Here is an 18,464-nt window from a genome sequence, read left to right on the forward strand (position 1 = left end):
AGATCGTATAAACACCGAAGATCCCTGTGGGAGCGTGGCTTGCCCGCGATGAGGCCAGCGCTGACACCGCAGATTGCGGGTCTTTAAAGTTGCTGCGCCAACACCTCAACCTGTTCTTGGCGCTCCGCCTGACTCAACTTCGAATTCGGGTTGAGCGACGACCACTGCGGATGGGCCCGGGCCTTGTTCAGCGCTTCGGGCAGTTTGCCTTCGCGCCAGGTTTTGTCCTGCGGCGTGGCGACCTGAATGCTGTCCATCGCTGCGTGGCCCCGGGAACTCAGTGCTTGTAGCAATTGCCGCTGACGTAACGCCAACAGCCGCAGAACGCTGTCGTCGACGGTCAGTTCTCGCTGCCCCTTTATCTTGCCCAGCAATCGGCTGCCGTAACTGCGAGCGGTTTGCAGGGCGCCGCCGGCAATCGCACCGGCCAGCGCCGCCGCGCCGAGGGTCAGGCCGCCCACCAGCAAGTCAACACCGGCCCCGGCCGCCGCGCCGGCTGCGATACCGCCGCCCACCCGTACACCGAGCTGCCTCAACGTTTCCGGGTTGAACAGGTCATCGCCCCAGCGACCATCGAGCAACGGCAAGTCACTGGCCGCCGCATCCTGCGGGCGGAAAGCGTAAAGCTTGAGCAGCGCTTCGACACAGCGTTGTTCGCGTTGTCGCACCGCTTTGCGCAGTTCGTTGATCGCTTGCTGTTCTTGCGCCGCCTCGCTGACCACACTGCGGCGACAGGCGGCGCAATCGATCAATAAATCGGCAATCAGCCGTGCTGCACTCTGCTGACGGGCCAGGCGTTGGGCCTGCTGATCAGCGATCAAACGCTCCAGTTGTTCGCGGGAGTTTTCCAGCAGCAGCGCCAGGCTTTCGTAGAGTCGACGTTCGCCATCTTCCGGTGGCGCGACGCTGTCGAAACGTACCAGCGCATGCAGGCCCAATCGCGCCAGGGCTTCACGCCAGTCAGGTTCGCGATGCTGGGCGCTGCTGACAAAATTCAGCACCGGCAGCAGCGGTTTGCCGCAACTGGCCAGCACCTCCAATTCGTCGCGGTACTTGGCCAGCACCGGCTCCCGGGCATCGATTACATAAAGCCCGGCGTCCGAGGCGAGCAGTTGCCGCAGCACCTTGGCTTCCTGTTCGAAGCGCTGCCTGGCTTCGCTGCTCTCCAGAAAACGCGCCAATCGTGCCGGGCCGTCGAGGCGTTCGCCGGGTCGTTCCAGGCGCTCGAGGTAGTCGAGCAGGGCGATGGCGTCTTCCAGGCCCGGCGTGTCGAACAGATCAAGTAACGGCTCGCCGTCCACCGACAGGCGCGCGCCCTCGACATGGCGTGTGGTGCTGGGGCGATGGGACACTTCGCCGAAGCCGACGTCCCGCGTCAGCGTTCGCAGCAACGAGGTTTTGCCGACGTTGGTGTGGCCGACCACGGCGAGCTTCAACGGCTGTTTCCAGGCATCAGTCATGACCCGTCTCCAGCCAGTTCAACGGCGCGCAATCGGCGAAAGGCAGGTTCAGTTGTTGTAGCGCAACATGCCAGTCGCCCAAGCGCTCGGCATCCAGCGCTTCGCCAGGCGGCGCTTGCAACAACCACACACGGGTGGCGCTGGCGCTGCGGGCCAGTTCGGTGATCAGCGCCAGGCTGCCACGGTCTGGCGAACGCCGTGGATCGCAGGCGATGGCCAGACGGGCCGGTGGGAAGCGACTCAGTTGTTCGAGCAGCTTGTGCCGGGATTCGCGGCTGTCGAGGACGCCGGCGTTGTTGACGTTTTTCGGCAACGGCGGCGGCCAGGGACGTTGATCGTCCAGCTCGATGGCCACCAACAGTGCGCCATCGCTTTGCAGATCGCTGGCAGCGTTTTCAAGCCGATGCAGTTGCGCAGGCGCGACGTCGCTGATGCCCAGGCGTTCGCTGGTGGGCATCAACCGTTCGCGCAGTTGGGCGTAGCCGGGCAGGTTCAAATCCAGATGCAGGGCTGCTTGTCCGGTTTTCCAGCGCCACAGGCAGAATAATGCGAGCAGCAATCGCGGCAAAACGCCGTACACCAGCAGCACCCCCACCAGCCACGCCGCCCAAGCCTGGCGGGCACTTTCGATGTTCAGCGCGGCATCGCCGCTGGCGCGGATCATCTCCACACCGGGCACACTGAAACCGAGCAAGGCCGGCAGGGCGCCGAGGGCTTGGGTCATGGCGACAAAGGTGTTGCCGCCCAGAATGGTGGTTTCCCAGACGAAACCGTAGCGCCGGGTCGCCATCAGCGTCAGCACCATCACCAAGGCGCTGAGCATCGCCACCAACCACAACCCGTTGACCAGCACGCCCAGCGCCCAACGATTGAGTTTGTGCCGTTGCAGCAACAGCAACAGAGCCGGCGCCAGTTGCGCGGCATTGGCGTCGCGGGCGAGTTTTTCACTGAGCCACAGCCATAAGCGCCCGAGGGCGGCGCCTTGTTCACCGGCGAACACCAGGCCCAGGGCCCAGCTCAGCAAAAGAATCAGATTCAGCCCGAGCAGGCTGCCCAATGCCCAGAACACATTGACCGGGCTCTGGCCGTCGCCCAATGCGGCAAACGCCAGGCCGGCGCCGCTGATCACGGCGAGAACGGCCAGCACTATCAGCGCAAGGCGCGCGCCTTGCAGCCAGTGTTTGAGGGCGAGGGCCTGTCCATCACGCTCGGCCAGCCACAAGGCGCGGCGGTGAATGCGCATTGGCAGGTCGCCGCCGGCGCTGCGGGCGATTCGATTGGCTTCCAGATCGTCCAAGGGGCCGGCGTGTTCTTCACGCAGGCGTATGGTTTCACTCAGCCAGAGGTTTTGCAGTGGAGTCAGTTCAGTCACGCGGCTTCCCGTCGCTTAATTGAGCGGTGAGCATAACCGCTGTGACGCTTATCGGGGTAAGGGAGGCTCTGGTATCCTCGCCGACATGACTAAATCACTCCCCCTCAGCCTGATCGCAGCCCTCGGTGAAAACCGTGTGATCGGCGTCGACAACAGCATGCCCTGGCACTTGCCGGGGGACTTCAAATACTTCAAGGCCACCACCCTCGGCAAACCGATCATCATGGGTCGCAAGACCTGGGATTCCCTCGGTCGTCCGCTGCCCGGCCGCTTAAACATTGTGGTCAGCCGTCAGGCGGATCTGCAACTGGAAGGCGCGGAGGTTTATCCGTCGCTGGAGGCAGCGGTGGTTCGCGCGCAGCAATGGGCGAACGAGCAGGGCGTTGATGAAGTGATGCTGATTGGCGGGGCGCAGTTGTATGCCCAAGGGTTGGCACAGGCTGATCGGCTATACCTGACCCGCGTGGCGCTCAGCCCTGAAGGGGATGCATGGTTTCCGGAATTTGATTTGAACCAGTGGAAGCTGGTGTCGAATGTTCCGAATCCGGCGGAGGGCGACAAGCCGGCGTACAGTTTCGAGGTTTGGGAGCGCACGTAGATCGTTCCCACGCTCTGCGTGGGAATGCAGCCCGTGACGCTCCGCGTCACTGGACGCGGAGCGTCCCTTGAGGCATTCCCACGCGGGAGCGTGGGAACGATCAGTACGGGTCAAGCGTGAGCCAACTCCGAATGCTCATCCGCATCCAGCAACGCTTTATCCGTCTGCTGCATCATCTGGCTGGTAATCGCACCCGCCGTGATCGAACCACTCACGTTCAACGCCGTACGACCCATATCGATCAACGGCTCAACCGAAATCAGCAACGCCACCAGTGACACCGGCAAACCCATCGCCGGCAGCACGATCAACGCGGCGAAGGTCGCGCCACCACCCACCCCGGCCACACCGGCCGAACTCAGCGTCACAATCGCCACCAGCGTCGCGATCCACAGCGGGTCCAGCGGGTTGATGCCCACGGTCGGCGCGACCATCACCGCCAGCATGGCCGGGTACAGACCGGCGCAACCGTTCTGGCCAATGGTCGCGCCGAACGAGGCAGCAAAACTGGCGATGGATGGCGCAATCCCCAAGCGGCTGGTCTGGGCTTCGATACTCAGTGGAATGGTGGCGGCGCTGGAGCGGCTGGTGAAGGCAAACGTCAGCACCGGCCAGATCTTGCGGAAGAAGCGCAGCGGGTTGATCCCGGCCGCCGACACCAGCAAGCCATGGACCACAAACATCAAGCCCAGGCCGATGTAGGACACCACCACAAAACCGCCGAGCTTGAGGATGTCTTGCAGGTTGGAGCCGGCGACCACTTTGGTCATCAGCGCCAATACGCCGTACGGGGTCAGCTTCATCACCAGACGCACCAGACGCATCACCCAGGCTTGCAGGGTGTCGATGGCGTTGATCACTTTCTGACCTTTCTCGACATCATCCTTGAGCAGTTGCAGCGCTGCGACCCCAAGGAGCGTGGCGAAGATCACCACGCTGATGATCGAGGTCGGCTTGGCGCGAGCGAGGTCGGCGAACGGGTTCTGCGGGATGAACGACAGCAGCAACTGCGGCACATTCAGGTCAGCAACCTTGCCCGCGTAATCGCTCTGGATGGTTTGCAGACGAGCCATTTCCTGGGTGCCGGCGACCAGGCCTTCGGCGGTCAGGCCGAACAGGTTGGTCAGGCCGATGCCGATCAACGCTGCGATAGCGGTGGTGAACAGCAGTGTGCCGATAGTCAGGAAGCTGATCTTGCCCAGCGACGAAGCGTTATGCAGGCGTGCCACGGCGCTGAGGATCGAGGCGAATACCAGTGGAATCACGATCATCTGCAGCAACTGCACGTAACCGTTGCCCACCAGGTCGAACCAACTGATCGAGGCTTTCAGTACCGGGTTGCCCGCACCATAAATCGTGTGCAGAGCGACACCAAATGCCACGCCCAGGACCAGCGCCAGCAGCACTTTTTTGGCCAGGCTCCAGGTGGTGTGACGGGTTTGCGCCAAGCCAAAGAGCAAGGCGAGGAACACCAGCAGATTGAGAATCAGCGGCAGATTCATAGAAGCTCCATAGACGTGTGCCAGCCACCTTCGTGTGTGACTGCGAACCGGCAAGCCTAACAGCTTGAAATGTAATGAATTAATATCAAAAACAGCGGTGGACTGTCGTTTTTGGAATAAGCCGATGCCGCTGTGAGGAATGCAGTTGGCGGAATCAGGATGCAAGCGGTCGCGGGGAAGCGGGGACTGTCATACGGATTTGTTAGCGTCGATATCTTTAAATCAGGGAGAAACGCCGATGAAGCTCGCACCGAAATTTCTGGCTGCCGCACTGAGTTTGGGACTGGGCCTTGCCGGCCAGGTTTTCGCCACGGATTTGAAGCACTGGCCAGCCGATCAGGCCAAGGCGCTGGACGCCATGATCGCGGCCAATGCCAACAAAGGTAACTTCGCGGTGTTCGACATGGACAACACCAGTTATCGCTACGACCTTGAAGAATCGTTGCTGCCGTTCATGGAAAACAAGGGCCTGATCACCCGCGAGAGCCTCGATCCCTCCCTGAAACTGATGCCGTTCAAGGACACTGCCGACCACAAGGAAAGTTTGTTCAGCTACTACTATCGCCTCTGCGAATTAGACGACATGGTTTGCTATCCATGGGTCGCCCAAGTGTTTTCCGGCTTCACGCTTCAGGAACTCAAGGCCAACGTTGACGAGCTGATGGCGTCAGGCAAACCAGTGCCTAGCACTTATTACGACGGCGATGTGGTCAAGACCATCGATGTCAATCCACCGAAAATCTTCACCGGTCAGAAAGAGCTCTACACCAAGCTGATGGAGAACGGCATCGAGGTCTACGTGATGACCGCCGCCTCCGAAGAACTGGTGCGCATGGTCGCCTCCGATCCGAAGTACGGCTACAACGTCAAACCGCAGAACGTGATTGGCGTGAGCCTGTTGCTCAAGGACCGCAAGACCGGCGAGCTGACCACTGCACGCAAGCAAGTCACCGCGGGCAAGTATGACGAGAAGGCTAACCTGGGCCTCGAACTGACGCCGTATCTGTGGACTCCGGCAACCTGGATGGCCGGCAAGCAGGCGGCGATCCTGACCTACATCGATGAGTGGAAAAAACCGGTCCTGGTGGGCGGCGACACTCCGACCAGCGACGGCTACATGCTGTTCCACAGTGTCGACGTGTCCAAGGGCGGCATCCATTTGTGGGTCAACCGCAAAGACAAATACATGACCCAGATTAACGGCATGATGGCCAAAAACGCAGCAGCCCAGGCGAAAGAAGGGTTAGCGGTGACGGCGGACAAGAACTGGGTGATCGTCAAGCCTGAAGAGATTCAGTAAGCGCTGCGATGATCGTTCCCTCTGCGTGGGAATGCAGCCTGTGACGCTCCGCGTCACTGGACGCAGAGCGTCCCTTGAAGCATTCCCACGCGGGAGCGTGGGAACGATCAGCCCCGCACCTGGCGGGGCATTTTTTTGTTCGACGGTTAAGGATTACAAGCCGTCGAGCATCGCCTTGTTACGTACCGCACCCTTATCGGCGCTGGTGGCCAACAGGGCATAGGCTTTGAGCGCCGTGGTCACTTTACGCGGGCGCACTTCCACCGGTTTCCAGCCTTTCTTGTCCTGCTCGGCACGGCGCGCGACCAGTTCTTCATCGCTGATCAACAGGTTGATCGAGCGGTTCGGAATGTCGATCAATATTTTATCGCCATCCTGCACCAGACCGATTGCGCCGCCGGCAGCGGCTTCTGGCGAAGCATGGCCAATGGACAGGCCCGAAGTGCCGCCAGAGAAACGGCCATCGGTGAGCAGGGCGCAGGCTTTGCCCAGGCCTTTGGATTTCAGGTAAGACGTCGGGTACAACATTTCCTGCATGCCCGGGCCGCCTTTCGGGCCTTCGTAACGAATGATCACGATGTCGCCGGCCTTCACTTCATCGGCGAGGATGCCGCGTACGGCGCTGTCCTGGCTTTCGAAGATCTTCGCGTTGCCTTCGAAGACGTGGATCGACTCGTCGACGCCGGCGGTCTTCACCACGCAGCCGTCCAGAGCGATGTTGCCGTACAGAACGGCCAGGCCGCCTTCTTTCGAGTAAGCGTGTTCGACACTGCGGATGCAGCCGTTTTCACGGTCGTCGTCCAGGGTTTCCCAACGGGTCGACTGGCTGAACGCAGTTTGCGTCGGAATGCCCGCCGGGCCGGCCTTGAAGAAGTGATGCACGGCTTCGTCGGTGGTCTGGGTGATGTCCCATTTGGCGATACCTTCGGCCATGCTTTTGCTGTGCACGGTCGGCAGGTCGGTGTGCAACAGACCGCCACGGGCCAGGGAGCCGAGGATACTGAAGATCCCGCCGGCACGGTGCACGTCTTCCATGTGGTACTTCTGGATGTTCGGCGCGACTTTGCACAGTTGCGGTACGTGACGGGAAAGGCGGTCGATGTCGCGCAGGTCGAAATCGATCTCGGCTTCCTGGGCCGCGGCCAGCAAGTGCAGGATGGTGTTGGTGGAACCGCCCATGGCGATGTCCAGGGTCATGGCATTTTCGAATGCCTTGAAGTTGGCGATGTTGCGTGGCAACACCGACTCATCGTTCTCGCCGTAATAACGTTTGCACAGCTCGACGATGGTGCGGCCGGCCTGCAGGAACAGCTGTTCGCGATCACTGTGGGTGGCCAGGGTCGAACCGTTGCCCGGCAATGCCAGGCCCAGGGCTTCAACCAGGCAGTTCATCGAGTTGGCGGTGAACATACCGGAACAGGAGCCGCATGTCGGGCAGGCGCTACGCTCGTACTCGGCGACTTTCTCGTCAGATGCGCTGGAGTCGGCGGCAATCACCATGGCGTCGACCAGGTCGAGACCGTGACTGGCCAGTTTGGTCTTGCCGGCTTCCATCGGGCCACCGGACACGAAGATCACCGGGATGTTCAGGCGCAAGGAGGCCATCAGCATGCCGGGGGTGATCTTGTCGCAGTTGGAGATGCAGACGATGGCATCGGCGCAATGGGCGTTGACCATGTATTCGACGGAATCGGCGATGATCTCGCGGCTCGGCAGCGAATAGAGCATGCCGTCATGGCCCATGGCGATGCCGTCGTCCACGGCGATGGTGTTGAATTCTTTGGCGACGCCGCCGGCCCGCTCGATTTCGCGAGCGACCAGTTGCCCCAGGTCCTTGAGGTGCACATGGCCCGGTACGAACTGGGTAAAGGAGTTGGCAATGGCGATGATCGGCTTCTTGAAGTCGTCATCTTTCATCCCCGTGGCGCGCCACAATGCGCGGGCACCGGCCATGTTGCGGCCGTGGGTGGATGTTTTCGAGCGGTAATCAGGCATGAAGCACTCCGGGCGGCTAATCAGGTATCAAAAAGGGAAGTGAGCTTCTATTGACGTCTGGAACACTCAGAAATGGCCGTGTGTCCGGAAGTTGCCGATAACTTTGCGGGATCGCCGCGCGCTTCAGCTTGAGCTCATAAACCCGCCGGGGGATGACTGGCGATGAATCTCGCGATTCTACACCGCTGGCGTCAGGAGGGAATGCCGGAAAACGTTGATCCAGCGCTGATGAAGCGCATGGGGTGACGATCGGCGGCGTTATTCGATGCCCGGGTTGGCTTTTGGGCTTTTGGCTCGTTGATTGATACGACGGTTGAGCACCAGCGCCACGCTGCTCAGGATGACGAAACTGTATCCAAGGGTGGATTGCAGGTTGCCCGGCCCCAAGCTGATAAGGGCACTGATCAACCCGCCGCAGATGAAAATCACCGTGCTGCCGGCCGACGCCGAGGTTCCCGAATTTTCGGGGAACAGGCTCATGGCTTTGGACGTGGCGGCCGGTCGGACAATGGTAGTGCCTGCGGTGCAGATGAGCATCGGTACCAGGACGGTGACCGGTGACAGTGCAACATGCTTTGAGAGGTAAAGCATGATGAGACCGGACACCAGGATCAGGCTCAGCCCGCTGATGATCTGATGACGGGGGCTGATATGTTGGCCCAGCATAACCGCAGCCATGCCGCCGACGATGTAGGCGCCGCCGTATACCAGCAGGATCAGCGCATAGTCATGGGCCGATAACTGGAGTTGGTCCATGAAGATCAGCGGCGAAATCACGATGAACGAGAAATGGCAGGCGAACGCAAAGCCTGAAATCAACCAATAAGGCAGGAAGTCGGCATCCTGCAGGACCCGACGGTAGGACTGGAGGATGTTTGGTCGCGGGCGGGTTGCTGGCGGACGGGTATTGTCAAGAAACAACCAGGCTTTGAGCAGTACCACGCCGGCCAATGCGGTAAACACCCAGAAGCTGCCTTGCCAGCCCAGTGTGGCTTGCAGGAATGCACCGGCCAACGGCGAAACTGAAATGAAAATGCCGGTGGCGGTGACCATCAGAATCCGCAACCGGTCACATTCCTCACCCCTGAACAGATCCTGAATCAGTGCTTGTGACAGCACGAAACATCCGCAGCCGAACGCCTGAACGACACGCAGCAGCAGAAAATGGACATAGTCGGTGGTCAGTACGCAGCCCACCGCGCCCAGCATCGAAACGGTGATTCCGGCGAGCAAAAGCCCTTTGCGCCCGATCACATCCGACAGCGGCCCGATCAGCAATTGAGAGGCCGCGATACCGACGGCAAACAGACTGATCGACAGCGCAATGTCGGCGGGCGGGCTGCGAAAGTGTTCGGCCAGTGCAGGGAATGAGGGAAGCAGGACATCCAGCGGGAATACGCCAAGCAGCACCATCGCCAACAACAGGCTGACCGCCCCACGACGCTGTCTGGCAGTTGCCGCAGAATGTCCTTCATTCATCGATAAGTCCTGCCTTCACGAACAGCTGCTGGTTGTAGGGCAGGGCGAAGAATCCGGCTTTTTTCAACGCATCGAGTGTCGCGCCACTGCCGGCTCGGGCACGCTGAAGGGTGGCTTGGCGGCTGGTCAGTTCTCCGAGAATTTCTATGACGGCGGTCTCGTTAACACCCGCGCTGTGCAGGCTTTCCCGCAACCATCGCTCATCGGTTTCGAAGAAAATCCGCATGCTGTCCAGCAGGAGCCTGCTGGCGAACGTGCGTTGGCGGCTGTTCAGGGTCAACCACAAGTAATGGAACACTTCAGCGAAATAGCGGCTGTGAAGCGCCTCGTCCGAAAGATGATCCCTGAGCATTGCCTGGACGCTGGACACCAGCTCATCACGGCAGATGTCGAGCAGCTCCTTGGCAATGATCGTCTCCGACACGAATCCGATGAGAAACCAGGCCAGTGCCCTGTTTTTTTCAGGTGTGCGGTCGAGCAAGGCGTTCAATCGCGTGATGCGGTGAGGCATGGCTGGGCGCGAACTGATCCCGTAAACCCCGGCAACCTGTTCGGCAAGACTGTTGGAGAACAGGGCGTGATAACCCTCGTCGGTATAAAGCTGAAGTGCGGCGGTCTTCATCCGTGGGGAGACGTAGGCCTTCAGCTCGCCGTGGATGATGGTTTCCACGGATCGGTTGACGATGCGGTGTTCGAGCAAGGTGGTGTAGTCGAGGAAATACACCAGGTGATTGGCCGACAGCCGATGAATGACGGTTTGGCCCAGCGCTTCGATCGCCGGGTGCTTCAGATAAGCGAGGAAGGCCGGGGGAAACCAGTGGCGTGTTTCCAGTTGCTGTTCCAGGTCTGGCGGCAACAGATAGTCGTGCTCGCTGGTTCGCACCGAAGCGCGGGCATTCCAGTCGCCGAGGGTGAAACGCAGGGCCCAGGAGACGGGGCGCTCCGAGGGCTCGATGATGGCATTCATTGCGCCAGCTCCTGGCTGCTGAGCAGCGCCTTCAATTCCTTGCACATGACCTGACCGTCGCTTTTGCCACAGCCGACAAAAAACAACGGTTGCTCTGCACTGTCTTCAAGCCCCAGCAACGCCTCGACCTGATCATCTGCCAGTGCGCCCGTCAGCCAGGTGTTCAGCCCCAGCGCAGTGGCTACCAGCTGGAATGTCTGGGAAATGTGCCCCGCTTCCACGAAGGCCATTCGGTAGGCTCGCGAGTGTTGATACTTCCACCACAGCTTGTCGAATCGACTGGTGATGAACAGGCCCACAGGCAGGTTATTGATGAAGTGCTGCCCACACAGCAATTGGCCCAGTGACGAATCAAGTGCCGGGTTGACGAAACTCAGTGCGTGGTCGACAGGATGATAGGCGTAGAACCCGGGCTCAAGGCCGCTGACGTTTCGTATGTGAAGAAAGCCTTCACAGGCATTCAGCCCGCCACCGGAGGGGCTGCTGCGCCGGGCATCGAGACCTTCGACGAGGCCATCATCGACGTCATTTTCCCGTTCATGCAGGTAGCCCAGGGACAGGTAAAGCAGTGTGCCAAGATCTTCCAGTGAAACCGCTGCATCTGTGAACGTGCGGCAGGTTTTGCGGCCGATCAGCACGTTGGCAAGCGAGCCTTGCGGCAGACAGGAGGGTTTTGGCAGGACAATCAGCTCCCGTGCCCGGTATTCAGCGGGCCTGTTGTCCGGCGCGGGTGTTGCCAGTACTTCGCTGCAATGGTCCAGATAGTGCTTCGACCATTCATGAACATTCTGAGGGACATGTTCGCAGGGAATGTTCTTGGTGCCGATATGGAATATCTTCGACAGTTCGTCCCAGCCCCATTCAACAGTGTTTTGTTTAGAGTGGGTTAATATTCCGGAGTTCAGAAGTTGGGTGTCTACGCTGTTGCTGTTGTTATACAGTTTGGGGTTGTTGATAAGTTGTGCGAGCCGGGTTGAATATTCCAGATCAAGTTCAAATTGTTTGTGGTTTTTATAATCCCATACTATTTGACCTGGCGTACGGGGAAGTATGAATAAATATGGATTTATCTGCATGATGGACAGTTCGCTCTGGGTAATGCCATAGAAAACGCTGGGTAGCCGGCACTCCCCAGCGCTTCATTTACTTAGCGGGTTTTTGGCGCAACCAGAAAAGCCAGGTTGGCGATTTTGTTTGTTTCCAGAGTAATTGCTTTCATGTTTTTGACTCCTTGTCATTGATAGTGAGTGTCACTTCGCGGTGACAACTCAATCATAGGCGGTAATGAGTTCTTATCAAGGGGATATTAAGTAGGAATATTCTAGTAATTTTGTCGGAGCGATCTGGCGCTGGGGGAAAGTTTGTAAGTTATATTCTTTTAAGTAAGAGGTGCAGGGAAACGTCCTGCAAGTTTGTAGGACCGCAAGAGTAAGAAGCAGAGCCAGAAGAGAGGATGTTGTGGCGTTGAAACGGCTGACGGAGAGCCTTGGCTCCCCGTCAAACCGGCGTACTCAGCTGTTTGGCAGCAGACGGCAGGTGATGCTCTTGATGTAGCGAGTCTCGGCAATCGCTGGGTGTACCGGGTGATCCGGGCCCTGACCGCCACGTTCCAGCATCTGGATGTTGCGGTCCAGGTGACGGGCGCTGGTCAGCAGAATGTTCTGCAGATCATCTTCCGGCAGGTGCATCGAGCACGAAGCGCTGACCAGGATGCCGTCCTTAGTAAGCAGGCGCATGGCTTGCTCGTTCAGGCGACGGTAGGCGCCTTCACCGTTTTTCATGTCTTTCTTGCGTTTGATGAAGGCAGGAGGGTCGGCCACGATGACGTCGAAACGCTCTTCGCTGGCTTTCAGCTCCTTCAGGGCTTCGAACACGTCGCCTTCGATGCAGGTCATTTTTTCGGCGACGCCATTCAGTGCGGCGTTGCGCTCGACCCCGTCGAGGGCGAAGGCCGAAGCGTCGACGCAGAACACTTCACTGGCGCCGAACGCCGCCGCTTGCACGCCCCAGCCGCCAATGTAGCTGTACAGGTCGAGGACACGCTTGCCTTTGGCATAAGGTGCCAGGCGCGCGCGGTTCATGCGGTGGTCGTAGAACCAGCCGGTTTTCTGCCCCTGGATAACCGGCGCTTCGAATTTCACGCCGTTCTCTTCCAGAGCGACCCATTCCGGCACCAGGCCGAACACGGTTTCGACGTAGCGATTGAGGCCTTCGGCGTCACGGGCGGCGGAGTCGTTCTTGAACAGAATGCCGCTTGGCTTGAGCACTTGGGTCAGTGCCGCGATCACGTCGTCTTTGTGAGCTTCCATGGTCGCGGAGGCAATCTGCACCACCAGGATGTCGCCGAAACGGTCGACCACCAGGCCTGGCAGCAGGTCGGAGTCGCCGTAGACCAGGCGATAGAACGGCTTGTCGAACAGGCGATCGCGCAGGGACAGGGCAACGTTCAGGCGGTGCACCAGCAGCGACTTGTCCAGCGGCAACTTGATATCGCGCGATAGCAGGCGGGCGCAGATCAGGTTGTTCGGGCTCATGGCAACGATGCCCAGCGGCTTGCCGCTGGCGGCTTCGAGGATCGCCTGGTCACCGGCCTTGAAACCGTGCAAAGGCGTAGCGGCTACATCGATTTCGTTGCTGTACACCCACAGGTGGCCGTTTCGCAGGCGACGGTCGGCGTTGGCTTTGAGGCGCAGGCTAGGCAGGGACATGACGTCGCTCCGGAAAAAAGAGCGGGAGTATAGCGTGTTGAGATCCCGGATAGGCCGGCGAGTGGACATGTGGCGAGGGGGTTTACCCCCGTTCGGCTGCGAAGCAGTCGTAGATTCGCCCAATGCGGCTTGTCTGTTGAGTCTTTCAAGGCCGCTTCGCGCCCCAACGGGGGTAAACCCCCTCGCCACCAGGGCGCGTCCCTGTCTGACAATAAATGAAATGTCGATGGCTCACCGGCAGATGTGTCAGACCCATCTTCTTAAAGGTTAGAATCCCCGCCTGACCCGGAGTGTGCACTTATGTCCCAAGAGTTGACGACCGAACAGATTCAACAGTCCCTGCAAGGCATCAGTGTGCCGCCCCAACCACAGATCATGGTGGATCTGCAGATGGAGCAGTACATGCCCGACCCGGATCTGGAAGTGATCGCGAAGCTGATCTCCCAGGACCCGGGCCTGTCCGGCGCCTTGCTGAAAATCGTCAATTCGCCGTACTACGGCTTGAGCAACAAGATCACCGCAATCCAGCGAGCCGTGAATCTGTTGGGCAGCCGCTCGATCATCAACCTGATCAATGCGCAGTCGATCAAGGGCGAGCTGAGCGACGATGCCATCGTCACACTCAACCGTTTCTGGGACACGGCGCAGGACGTGGCGATGACGTGCCTGACCCTGGCCAAGCGTGTCGGTGTCCAGGCCGGTGATGAAGCCTATGCGCTGGGCCTGTTCCACGATTGCGGCATCCCGTTGATGATCAAGAAATTCCCCGACTACATGAGAGTGCTGGAACAGGCCTATGCCAATGCCAGCGTCGAATGCCGGGTGGTGGATACCGAAAACAGGCAATACAACACCAACCATGCCGTGGTCGGGTATTACACCGCCAAGTCCTGGCGCCTGCCGGAACATGTCACCCAGGCCATTGCCAACCATCACAACGCCCTGGCCATTTTCAGCGATGAATCGTCACGCAACACGCCGCTGAAAAACTTGCTGGCGATCCTGAAGATGGCTGAACACATTTGTGCCTCCTTCCGGGTGTTAGGCAACCAGTCCGAAGACCACGAGTGGAACAGTGTCGGGCCCCTTGTGCTCGATTACATCGGTCTATCGGAATACGATTTCGAAACCCAGAAACAAGAGATTCGCGACCTCGCCACGCGTTGAGTGTCGAACCTCGCCTGATTCGAGAGCCCCATGCCTGAACTGCCGGAAGTCGAAACCACCCGCCGCGGGATTGCACCGTACCTGGAAGGCCAGCGCGTCAGCCGGGTGATCGTGCGTGAGCGCCGTCTGCGCTGGCCGATCCCCGAAGACCTGGATGTGCGGCTGTCCGGCCAGCGCATCGTGTTGGTGGAACGACGCGCCAAGTACCTGCTGATCAACGCCGAAGTCGGCACGCTGATCAGTCATTTGGGGATGTCGGGCAATCTGCGGCTGGTGGAAGCCGGCCTGCCGGCGGCCAAGCATGAGCATGTGGACATTGAGCTGGAATCGGGCCTGGCCCTGCGCTATACCGACCCGCGACGGTTTGGCGCAATGCTCTGGAGCCTGGACCCGTTGAACCATGAACTGCTGATTCGCCTCGGGCCAGAGCCGTTGACCGACCTGTTTGACGGCCAGCGGCTGTTCGAGCAATCCCGCGGGCGTTCCATGGCGGTCAAACCGTTCATCATGGACAACGCGGTGGTGGTCGGCGTCGGCAATATCTACGCCACAGAAGCATTGTTTGCGGCGGGCATCGACCCGCGCCGCGAAGCCAGGAGCATTTCCCGAGCACGCTATTTGAAGCTGGGAATCGAGATCAAGCGCATCCTTGCCCATGCCATCGAACGTGGCGGCACTACATTGCGGGACTTTATCGGTGGCGACGGACAGCCGGGTTACTTTCAGCAGGAACTGTTCGTGTACGGCCGTGGTGGTGAGCACTGCAAGGTCTGTGGCACAGGGCTGCGGGAAATCAAGCTTGGGCAGCGCGCCAGCGTTTTTTGTCCGCGTTGTCAGAGCTGATACCGGCTACGGTCTATAGTCAGTGTTCTCACTGCCTTGCCGAAGGACCGTGCCATGAATCTGTTTCGAACCCTTGTTGTTGCGCTGCTGCTGAGCGTCGGTGCATCCGCGCTGGCGGCTGAGAACGGCAGCGGCGATCCGCGTTACACCATCCAGAACCCACCGGCCTACGCCATGCTTGGCGACTTGCTGATTGCTCGACCTTTGTTAGTGGCGGCGACAGTTATCGGTGCCGGGGCATTTGTGCTGTCGTTGCCGTTTACCGCACTGGGCGGCGGCATTGGCGATGCGGGGCAGGCGTTGGTGGTCGATCCTGCGAAAGCCGCATTTGTGCGGTGTTTGGGGTGTATCGGGGAGGGGTTTGAGCAGCGGGAGTGAGGCAGAATCAAAAGATCGCAGCCTTCGGCAGCTCCTACTGGTGTACGCATTCCAGGGTAGGAGCTGCCGAAGGCTGCGATCTTTTCAGGCTTTCAAGCCTTACCGGTAATCTTGCGGTACTTCGCCATCAACTGTTCTTCAGTCTCTGGATGAGCCTCGTCCAGCGGGATGCAATCCACTGGGCAGACCTGCTGGCACTGCGGTTCGTCGTAGTGGCCGACACATTGTGTGCACAGGTTCGGGTCGATCACGTAGATCTCTTCGCCCTGGGAGATGGCGGCGTTTGGGCACTCGGGTTCGCAGACGTCGCAGTTGATGCAATCGTCGGTGATGATCAGGGACATGCTAACTCCAGCCAGGGCGACAGGCCCGGGCGCAATAAATCAATGCGCACAATTGTGCCGCATTGGCGCCCGCAGTGCACGCGGGCGCGATCAAGTGCAGCCTTCGGCAGCTCCTACTTTTTAAAGCGTAGGGTGAGGGCGTCGGCCACCGCCGGGTGGACGAACTTGGTGATATCGCCGCCCAAGGCTGCGATTTCACGAACCAGCGTCGAGGAAATGAACGAATAACGCTCGGACGGCGTAAGAAACAGGCTTTCCACATCCGGCGCCAATTGACGGTTCATGTTGGCCAGCTGGAATTCGTATTCGAAGTCCGATACCGCGCGCAAACCACGCAGGAACACGTTGGCGTTCTTCTCTTTGGCGAAATGCGCGAGCAGCGTCGAGAAACCGACGACTTCAACGTTCGGCAAATGTTTAGTGACCTCGCGAGCCAGCTCCACACGTTGTTCCAGAGGAAACAGCGGGTTTTTTTTCGGGCTGGCGGCGACGGCGATGATCACATGATCGAACAGGCGCGAGGCGCGTTCGACCAGATCGCCATGGCCCTTGGTAATAGGGTCGAAGGTACCTGGGTACAACACTCGGTTCATCGCGTCGTCCTGGCGGGAGTCCGTTGGGGAGTCGGATGGTATCGCAGCCTTCCCGGTCGGCCAAGTCGCCTGTTGGGTAAGAAAGCACTATAGACGATGGGAATATTCCGCCTTTTCATGGGTTTTTCAAACGTTCGGCCAGCGAAGTGGCCAATTGCGCCGTCAGCCCGTAGACCGACAATTGCGGGTTTGCGCCAATGCTGGTGGGGAAAAGCGAGCCGTCATGAATCGACAAGTTGGTGAGCTGGTGATGTTGGCCGAGGCTGTTGGTCACGGCATTTTTCGGGTCTTCACCCATGGCACAACCGCCCATCACATGGGCACTGCCCAGACGTGTGCGATACAACTCAAGGCTCAGGCCATCAATCAGTGTGCGTGCTTCGGCCAGGGTTTTCACGTAGCGCGCGTCGGCGTGCACCGGCATCACGGCGTTGGCGCCACCGGCGAACTGGATCTCGGCCATGCTGTGGAAAGCCCGGCGCAACCCGTCCCAGGCATACGGTGAAACCTGATAGTCGAGCACCGGTGTGCCGTCACCGCGCAATTCAACGCTGCCGCCAGGGCTGTCCGGGTGAAAACCGTCCCGCAGCAATGCCAGCATGGCGTGGGTGTGCGGCAGGTTTTCCATATGCCGGGCGTTTTGCGTGCCAAAGCCGCCAAGCAGGGTGCTGGCCAGTGCCGGGTGCAATGGCGGGACTTCCAGTTTGTAGGACATCTTGCCGGTGGTGCCATCCTGCCACTGGAAATGGTCGCAATAGATCGATTGCGGTGCGCCGTAGAACGGATTGATTACCTCATCGAACAATCCGGCGGACATGTTCACCAAGTGCAGGAAGGTCCGTTTACCCAGCCGCTCGTGAGGATCAGGCGCCTCGGAGCGCAATAGCAGCGCCGGGCTGTTGATCCCGCCGCCGGCCAGTACGTAATGCCGCGCCTTGACCGTAATCATGCGTCCGGTGGGTGCAACGCAACGCTCATCCATAGCTACACATTGCAGCTGCGTAACCCTGCCGTCTTTGATCGACAGCTTTTCGGCGCGGGCCAGATAGAGCAGCTCGCCACCTCTTTCCAGGGTTGCCGGGATGGTTGTGACCAGCATCGATTGCTTGGCGTTGGTCGGACAACCCATGCCGCAGTAGCCGATGTTCCAGCAACCGCGCACATTGCGCGCAATCACATGCCAGGCGTAACCAAGTTTTTCGCAGCCCTTGCGGATGACGTCGTTGTTGGCATTGGGCGGCACCCTCCACGGGGCGACACCCAGGCGTTGTTCCATGTTCTCGAACCAGGGCGCCATCTCGGCGGGCGAGTGGCCGATGACGTCGTGCTCTTTGGCCCAATGTTCCAGCGTTGGGTCCGGGGTGCGAAAGCTTGAGGTCCAGTTGACCAGCGTAGTGCCGCCCACCGCCCGACCCTGAAGGATGGTAATTGCGCCGTCCTTGCTCATGCGCCCGATGCCTTCCTGATAGAGGCTGGTGTAGGCCTGGTCTTCGAGCATATTGAAGTCGCTGCTGGTCTTGAGCGGGCCTTCTTCGATCAGCAACACCTTGTAGCCGGCAGCGCTGAGGATCTCGGCGGTGGTCCCGCCGCCGGCACCGCTGCCGATGATTGCCACGTCTGCTTCGAGGGTCAGGTCCTGGGTCAGGCGGGCGCCATTGAAGGTTTTCCAGCCTCGGGCCAGGCCTTCGCGGAATGGATCGGGTACGGGCATGCTTGGGTTCTCTTATTATTTTTGATTCTGTGGTGAGGCGGCTGACG

The 18,464-nt window shown here is 59.6% G+C and carries 16 protein-coding genes; 5 read left to right on the plus strand and 11 right to left on the minus strand.

Features of this window, described 5'->3' with window-relative positions:
- Positions 1–83: 83 nt before the first annotated feature.
- Together FHW68_RS13920 and FHW68_RS13925 are read right to left on the minus strand one after the other, a co-directional pair.
- Entirely contained in the window at positions 84–1,460 is a 1,377-nt protein-coding gene (locus tag FHW68_RS13920) for a GTPase/DUF3482 domain-containing protein (protein WP_183680863.1), read from the minus strand.
- Entirely contained in the window at positions 1,453–2,832 is a 1,380-nt protein-coding gene (locus FHW68_RS13925) for a DUF2868 domain-containing protein (protein WP_183680865.1), read from the minus strand. Before FHW68_RS13925 ends, FHW68_RS13920 begins: the two co-directional genes overlap by 8 nt.
- Before the next feature lie 85 nt (positions 2,833–2,917).
- Between FHW68_RS13925 and FHW68_RS13930 the strand changes: the two genes are divergently transcribed.
- Complete coding sequence (locus FHW68_RS13930; protein WP_038980923.1) at positions 2,918–3,430, plus strand: dihydrofolate reductase; 513 nt, start codon at positions 2,918–2,920, stop codon at positions 3,428–3,430.
- A 110-nt stretch (positions 3,431–3,540) separates the two neighbouring features.
- On the opposite strand, the gene FHW68_RS13935 is transcribed toward FHW68_RS13930, so the two are convergent.
- A complete protein-coding gene (locus FHW68_RS13935; protein ID WP_183680867.1) occupies positions 3,541–4,932 on the minus strand; it encodes an L-cystine transporter in 1,392 nt (463 codons plus the stop codon).
- A 238-nt stretch (positions 4,933–5,170) separates the two neighbouring features.
- Between FHW68_RS13935 and FHW68_RS13940 the strand changes: the two genes are divergently transcribed.
- Positions 5,171–6,232 (plus strand): phosphorylcholine phosphatase, encoded by a 1,062-nt coding sequence (locus FHW68_RS13940; protein WP_095633220.1) that lies wholly within the window; start codon positions 5,171–5,173, stop codon positions 6,230–6,232.
- Between the two features lie 153 nt (positions 6,233–6,385).
- Here the strand turns inward: FHW68_RS13940 and ilvD are convergent, their stop codons facing one another.
- The 5 genes from ilvD to FHW68_RS13965 all read right to left on the minus strand — a co-directional run bounded on the left by ilvD (position 6,386) and on the right by FHW68_RS13965 (position 13,381).
- Positions 6,386–8,227, minus strand: coding sequence for a dihydroxy-acid dehydratase (ilvD, locus tag FHW68_RS13945; protein ID WP_095633221.1), 1,842 nt, complete (start codon positions 8,225–8,227; stop codon positions 6,386–6,388).
- 258 nt (positions 8,228–8,485) lie between these two features.
- A complete protein-coding gene (locus tag FHW68_RS13950) occupies positions 8,486–9,706 on the minus strand; it encodes a multidrug effflux MFS transporter (RefSeq protein ID WP_183680869.1) in 1,221 nt (406 codons plus the stop codon).
- Positions 9,699–10,673 carry a diiron oxygenase gene (locus FHW68_RS13955; RefSeq protein WP_183680871.1) on the minus strand — a complete coding sequence of 325 codons (975 nt, stop codon included), beginning with the start codon at positions 10,671–10,673 and terminating at the stop codon, positions 9,699–9,701. Before FHW68_RS13955 ends, FHW68_RS13950 begins: the two co-directional genes overlap by 8 nt.
- Positions 10,670–11,749: a SagB family peptide dehydrogenase gene (locus FHW68_RS13960; protein ID WP_183680873.1), complete on the minus strand. Its 1,080-nt coding sequence runs from the start codon at positions 11,747–11,749 to the stop codon at positions 10,670–10,672. Before FHW68_RS13960 ends, FHW68_RS13955 begins: the two co-directional genes overlap by 4 nt.
- A gap of 435 nt (positions 11,750–12,184) precedes the next feature.
- Positions 12,185–13,381, minus strand: coding sequence for a class I SAM-dependent rRNA methyltransferase (locus FHW68_RS13965; RefSeq protein WP_183680875.1), 1,197 nt, complete (start codon positions 13,379–13,381; stop codon positions 12,185–12,187).
- Between the two features lie 354 nt (positions 13,382–13,735).
- Between FHW68_RS13965 and FHW68_RS13970 the strand changes: the two genes are divergently transcribed.
- From FHW68_RS13970 to FHW68_RS13980, 3 genes are read left to right on the plus strand one after another with little or no spacing between them, the layout of a single operon-like run.
- Complete coding sequence (locus FHW68_RS13970; protein ID WP_168185102.1) at positions 13,736–14,548, plus strand: HDOD domain-containing protein; 813 nt, start codon at positions 13,736–13,738, stop codon at positions 14,546–14,548.
- 30 nt (positions 14,549–14,578) lie between these two features.
- Entirely contained in the window at positions 14,579–15,391 is an 813-nt protein-coding gene (gene mutM / locus FHW68_RS13975; RefSeq protein WP_183680878.1) for a bifunctional DNA-formamidopyrimidine glycosylase/DNA-(apurinic or apyrimidinic site) lyase, read from the plus strand.
- A gap of 54 nt (positions 15,392–15,445) precedes the next feature.
- Positions 15,446–15,769 (plus strand): hypothetical protein, encoded by a 324-nt coding sequence (locus FHW68_RS13980; RefSeq protein WP_007897853.1) that lies wholly within the window; start codon positions 15,446–15,448, stop codon positions 15,767–15,769.
- Positions 15,770–15,861: 92 nt separating this feature from the next.
- On the opposite strand, the gene FHW68_RS13985 is transcribed toward FHW68_RS13980, so the two are convergent.
- The 3 genes from FHW68_RS13985 to FHW68_RS13995 form a co-directional block, all read right to left on the minus strand.
- Complete coding sequence (locus FHW68_RS13985) at positions 15,862–16,113, minus strand: YfhL family 4Fe-4S dicluster ferredoxin (RefSeq protein WP_046487844.1); 252 nt, start codon at positions 16,111–16,113, stop codon at positions 15,862–15,864.
- Between the two features lie 113 nt (positions 16,114–16,226).
- Entirely contained in the window at positions 16,227–16,706 is a 480-nt protein-coding gene (gene coaD / locus FHW68_RS13990; RefSeq protein WP_007897855.1) for a pantetheine-phosphate adenylyltransferase, read from the minus strand.
- Between the two features lie 115 nt (positions 16,707–16,821).
- Positions 16,822–18,417 carry a GMC family oxidoreductase gene (locus tag FHW68_RS13995; RefSeq protein ID WP_183680879.1) on the minus strand — a complete coding sequence of 532 codons (1,596 nt, stop codon included), beginning with the start codon at positions 18,415–18,417 and terminating at the stop codon, positions 16,822–16,824.
- Between the last annotated feature and the right edge of the window lie 47 nt (positions 18,418–18,464).

It is taken from the genome of Pseudomonas sp. Tn43 (assembly GCF_014192635.1).
Classification (GTDB): Bacteria; Pseudomonadota; Gammaproteobacteria; order Pseudomonadales; family Pseudomonadaceae; genus Aquipseudomonas.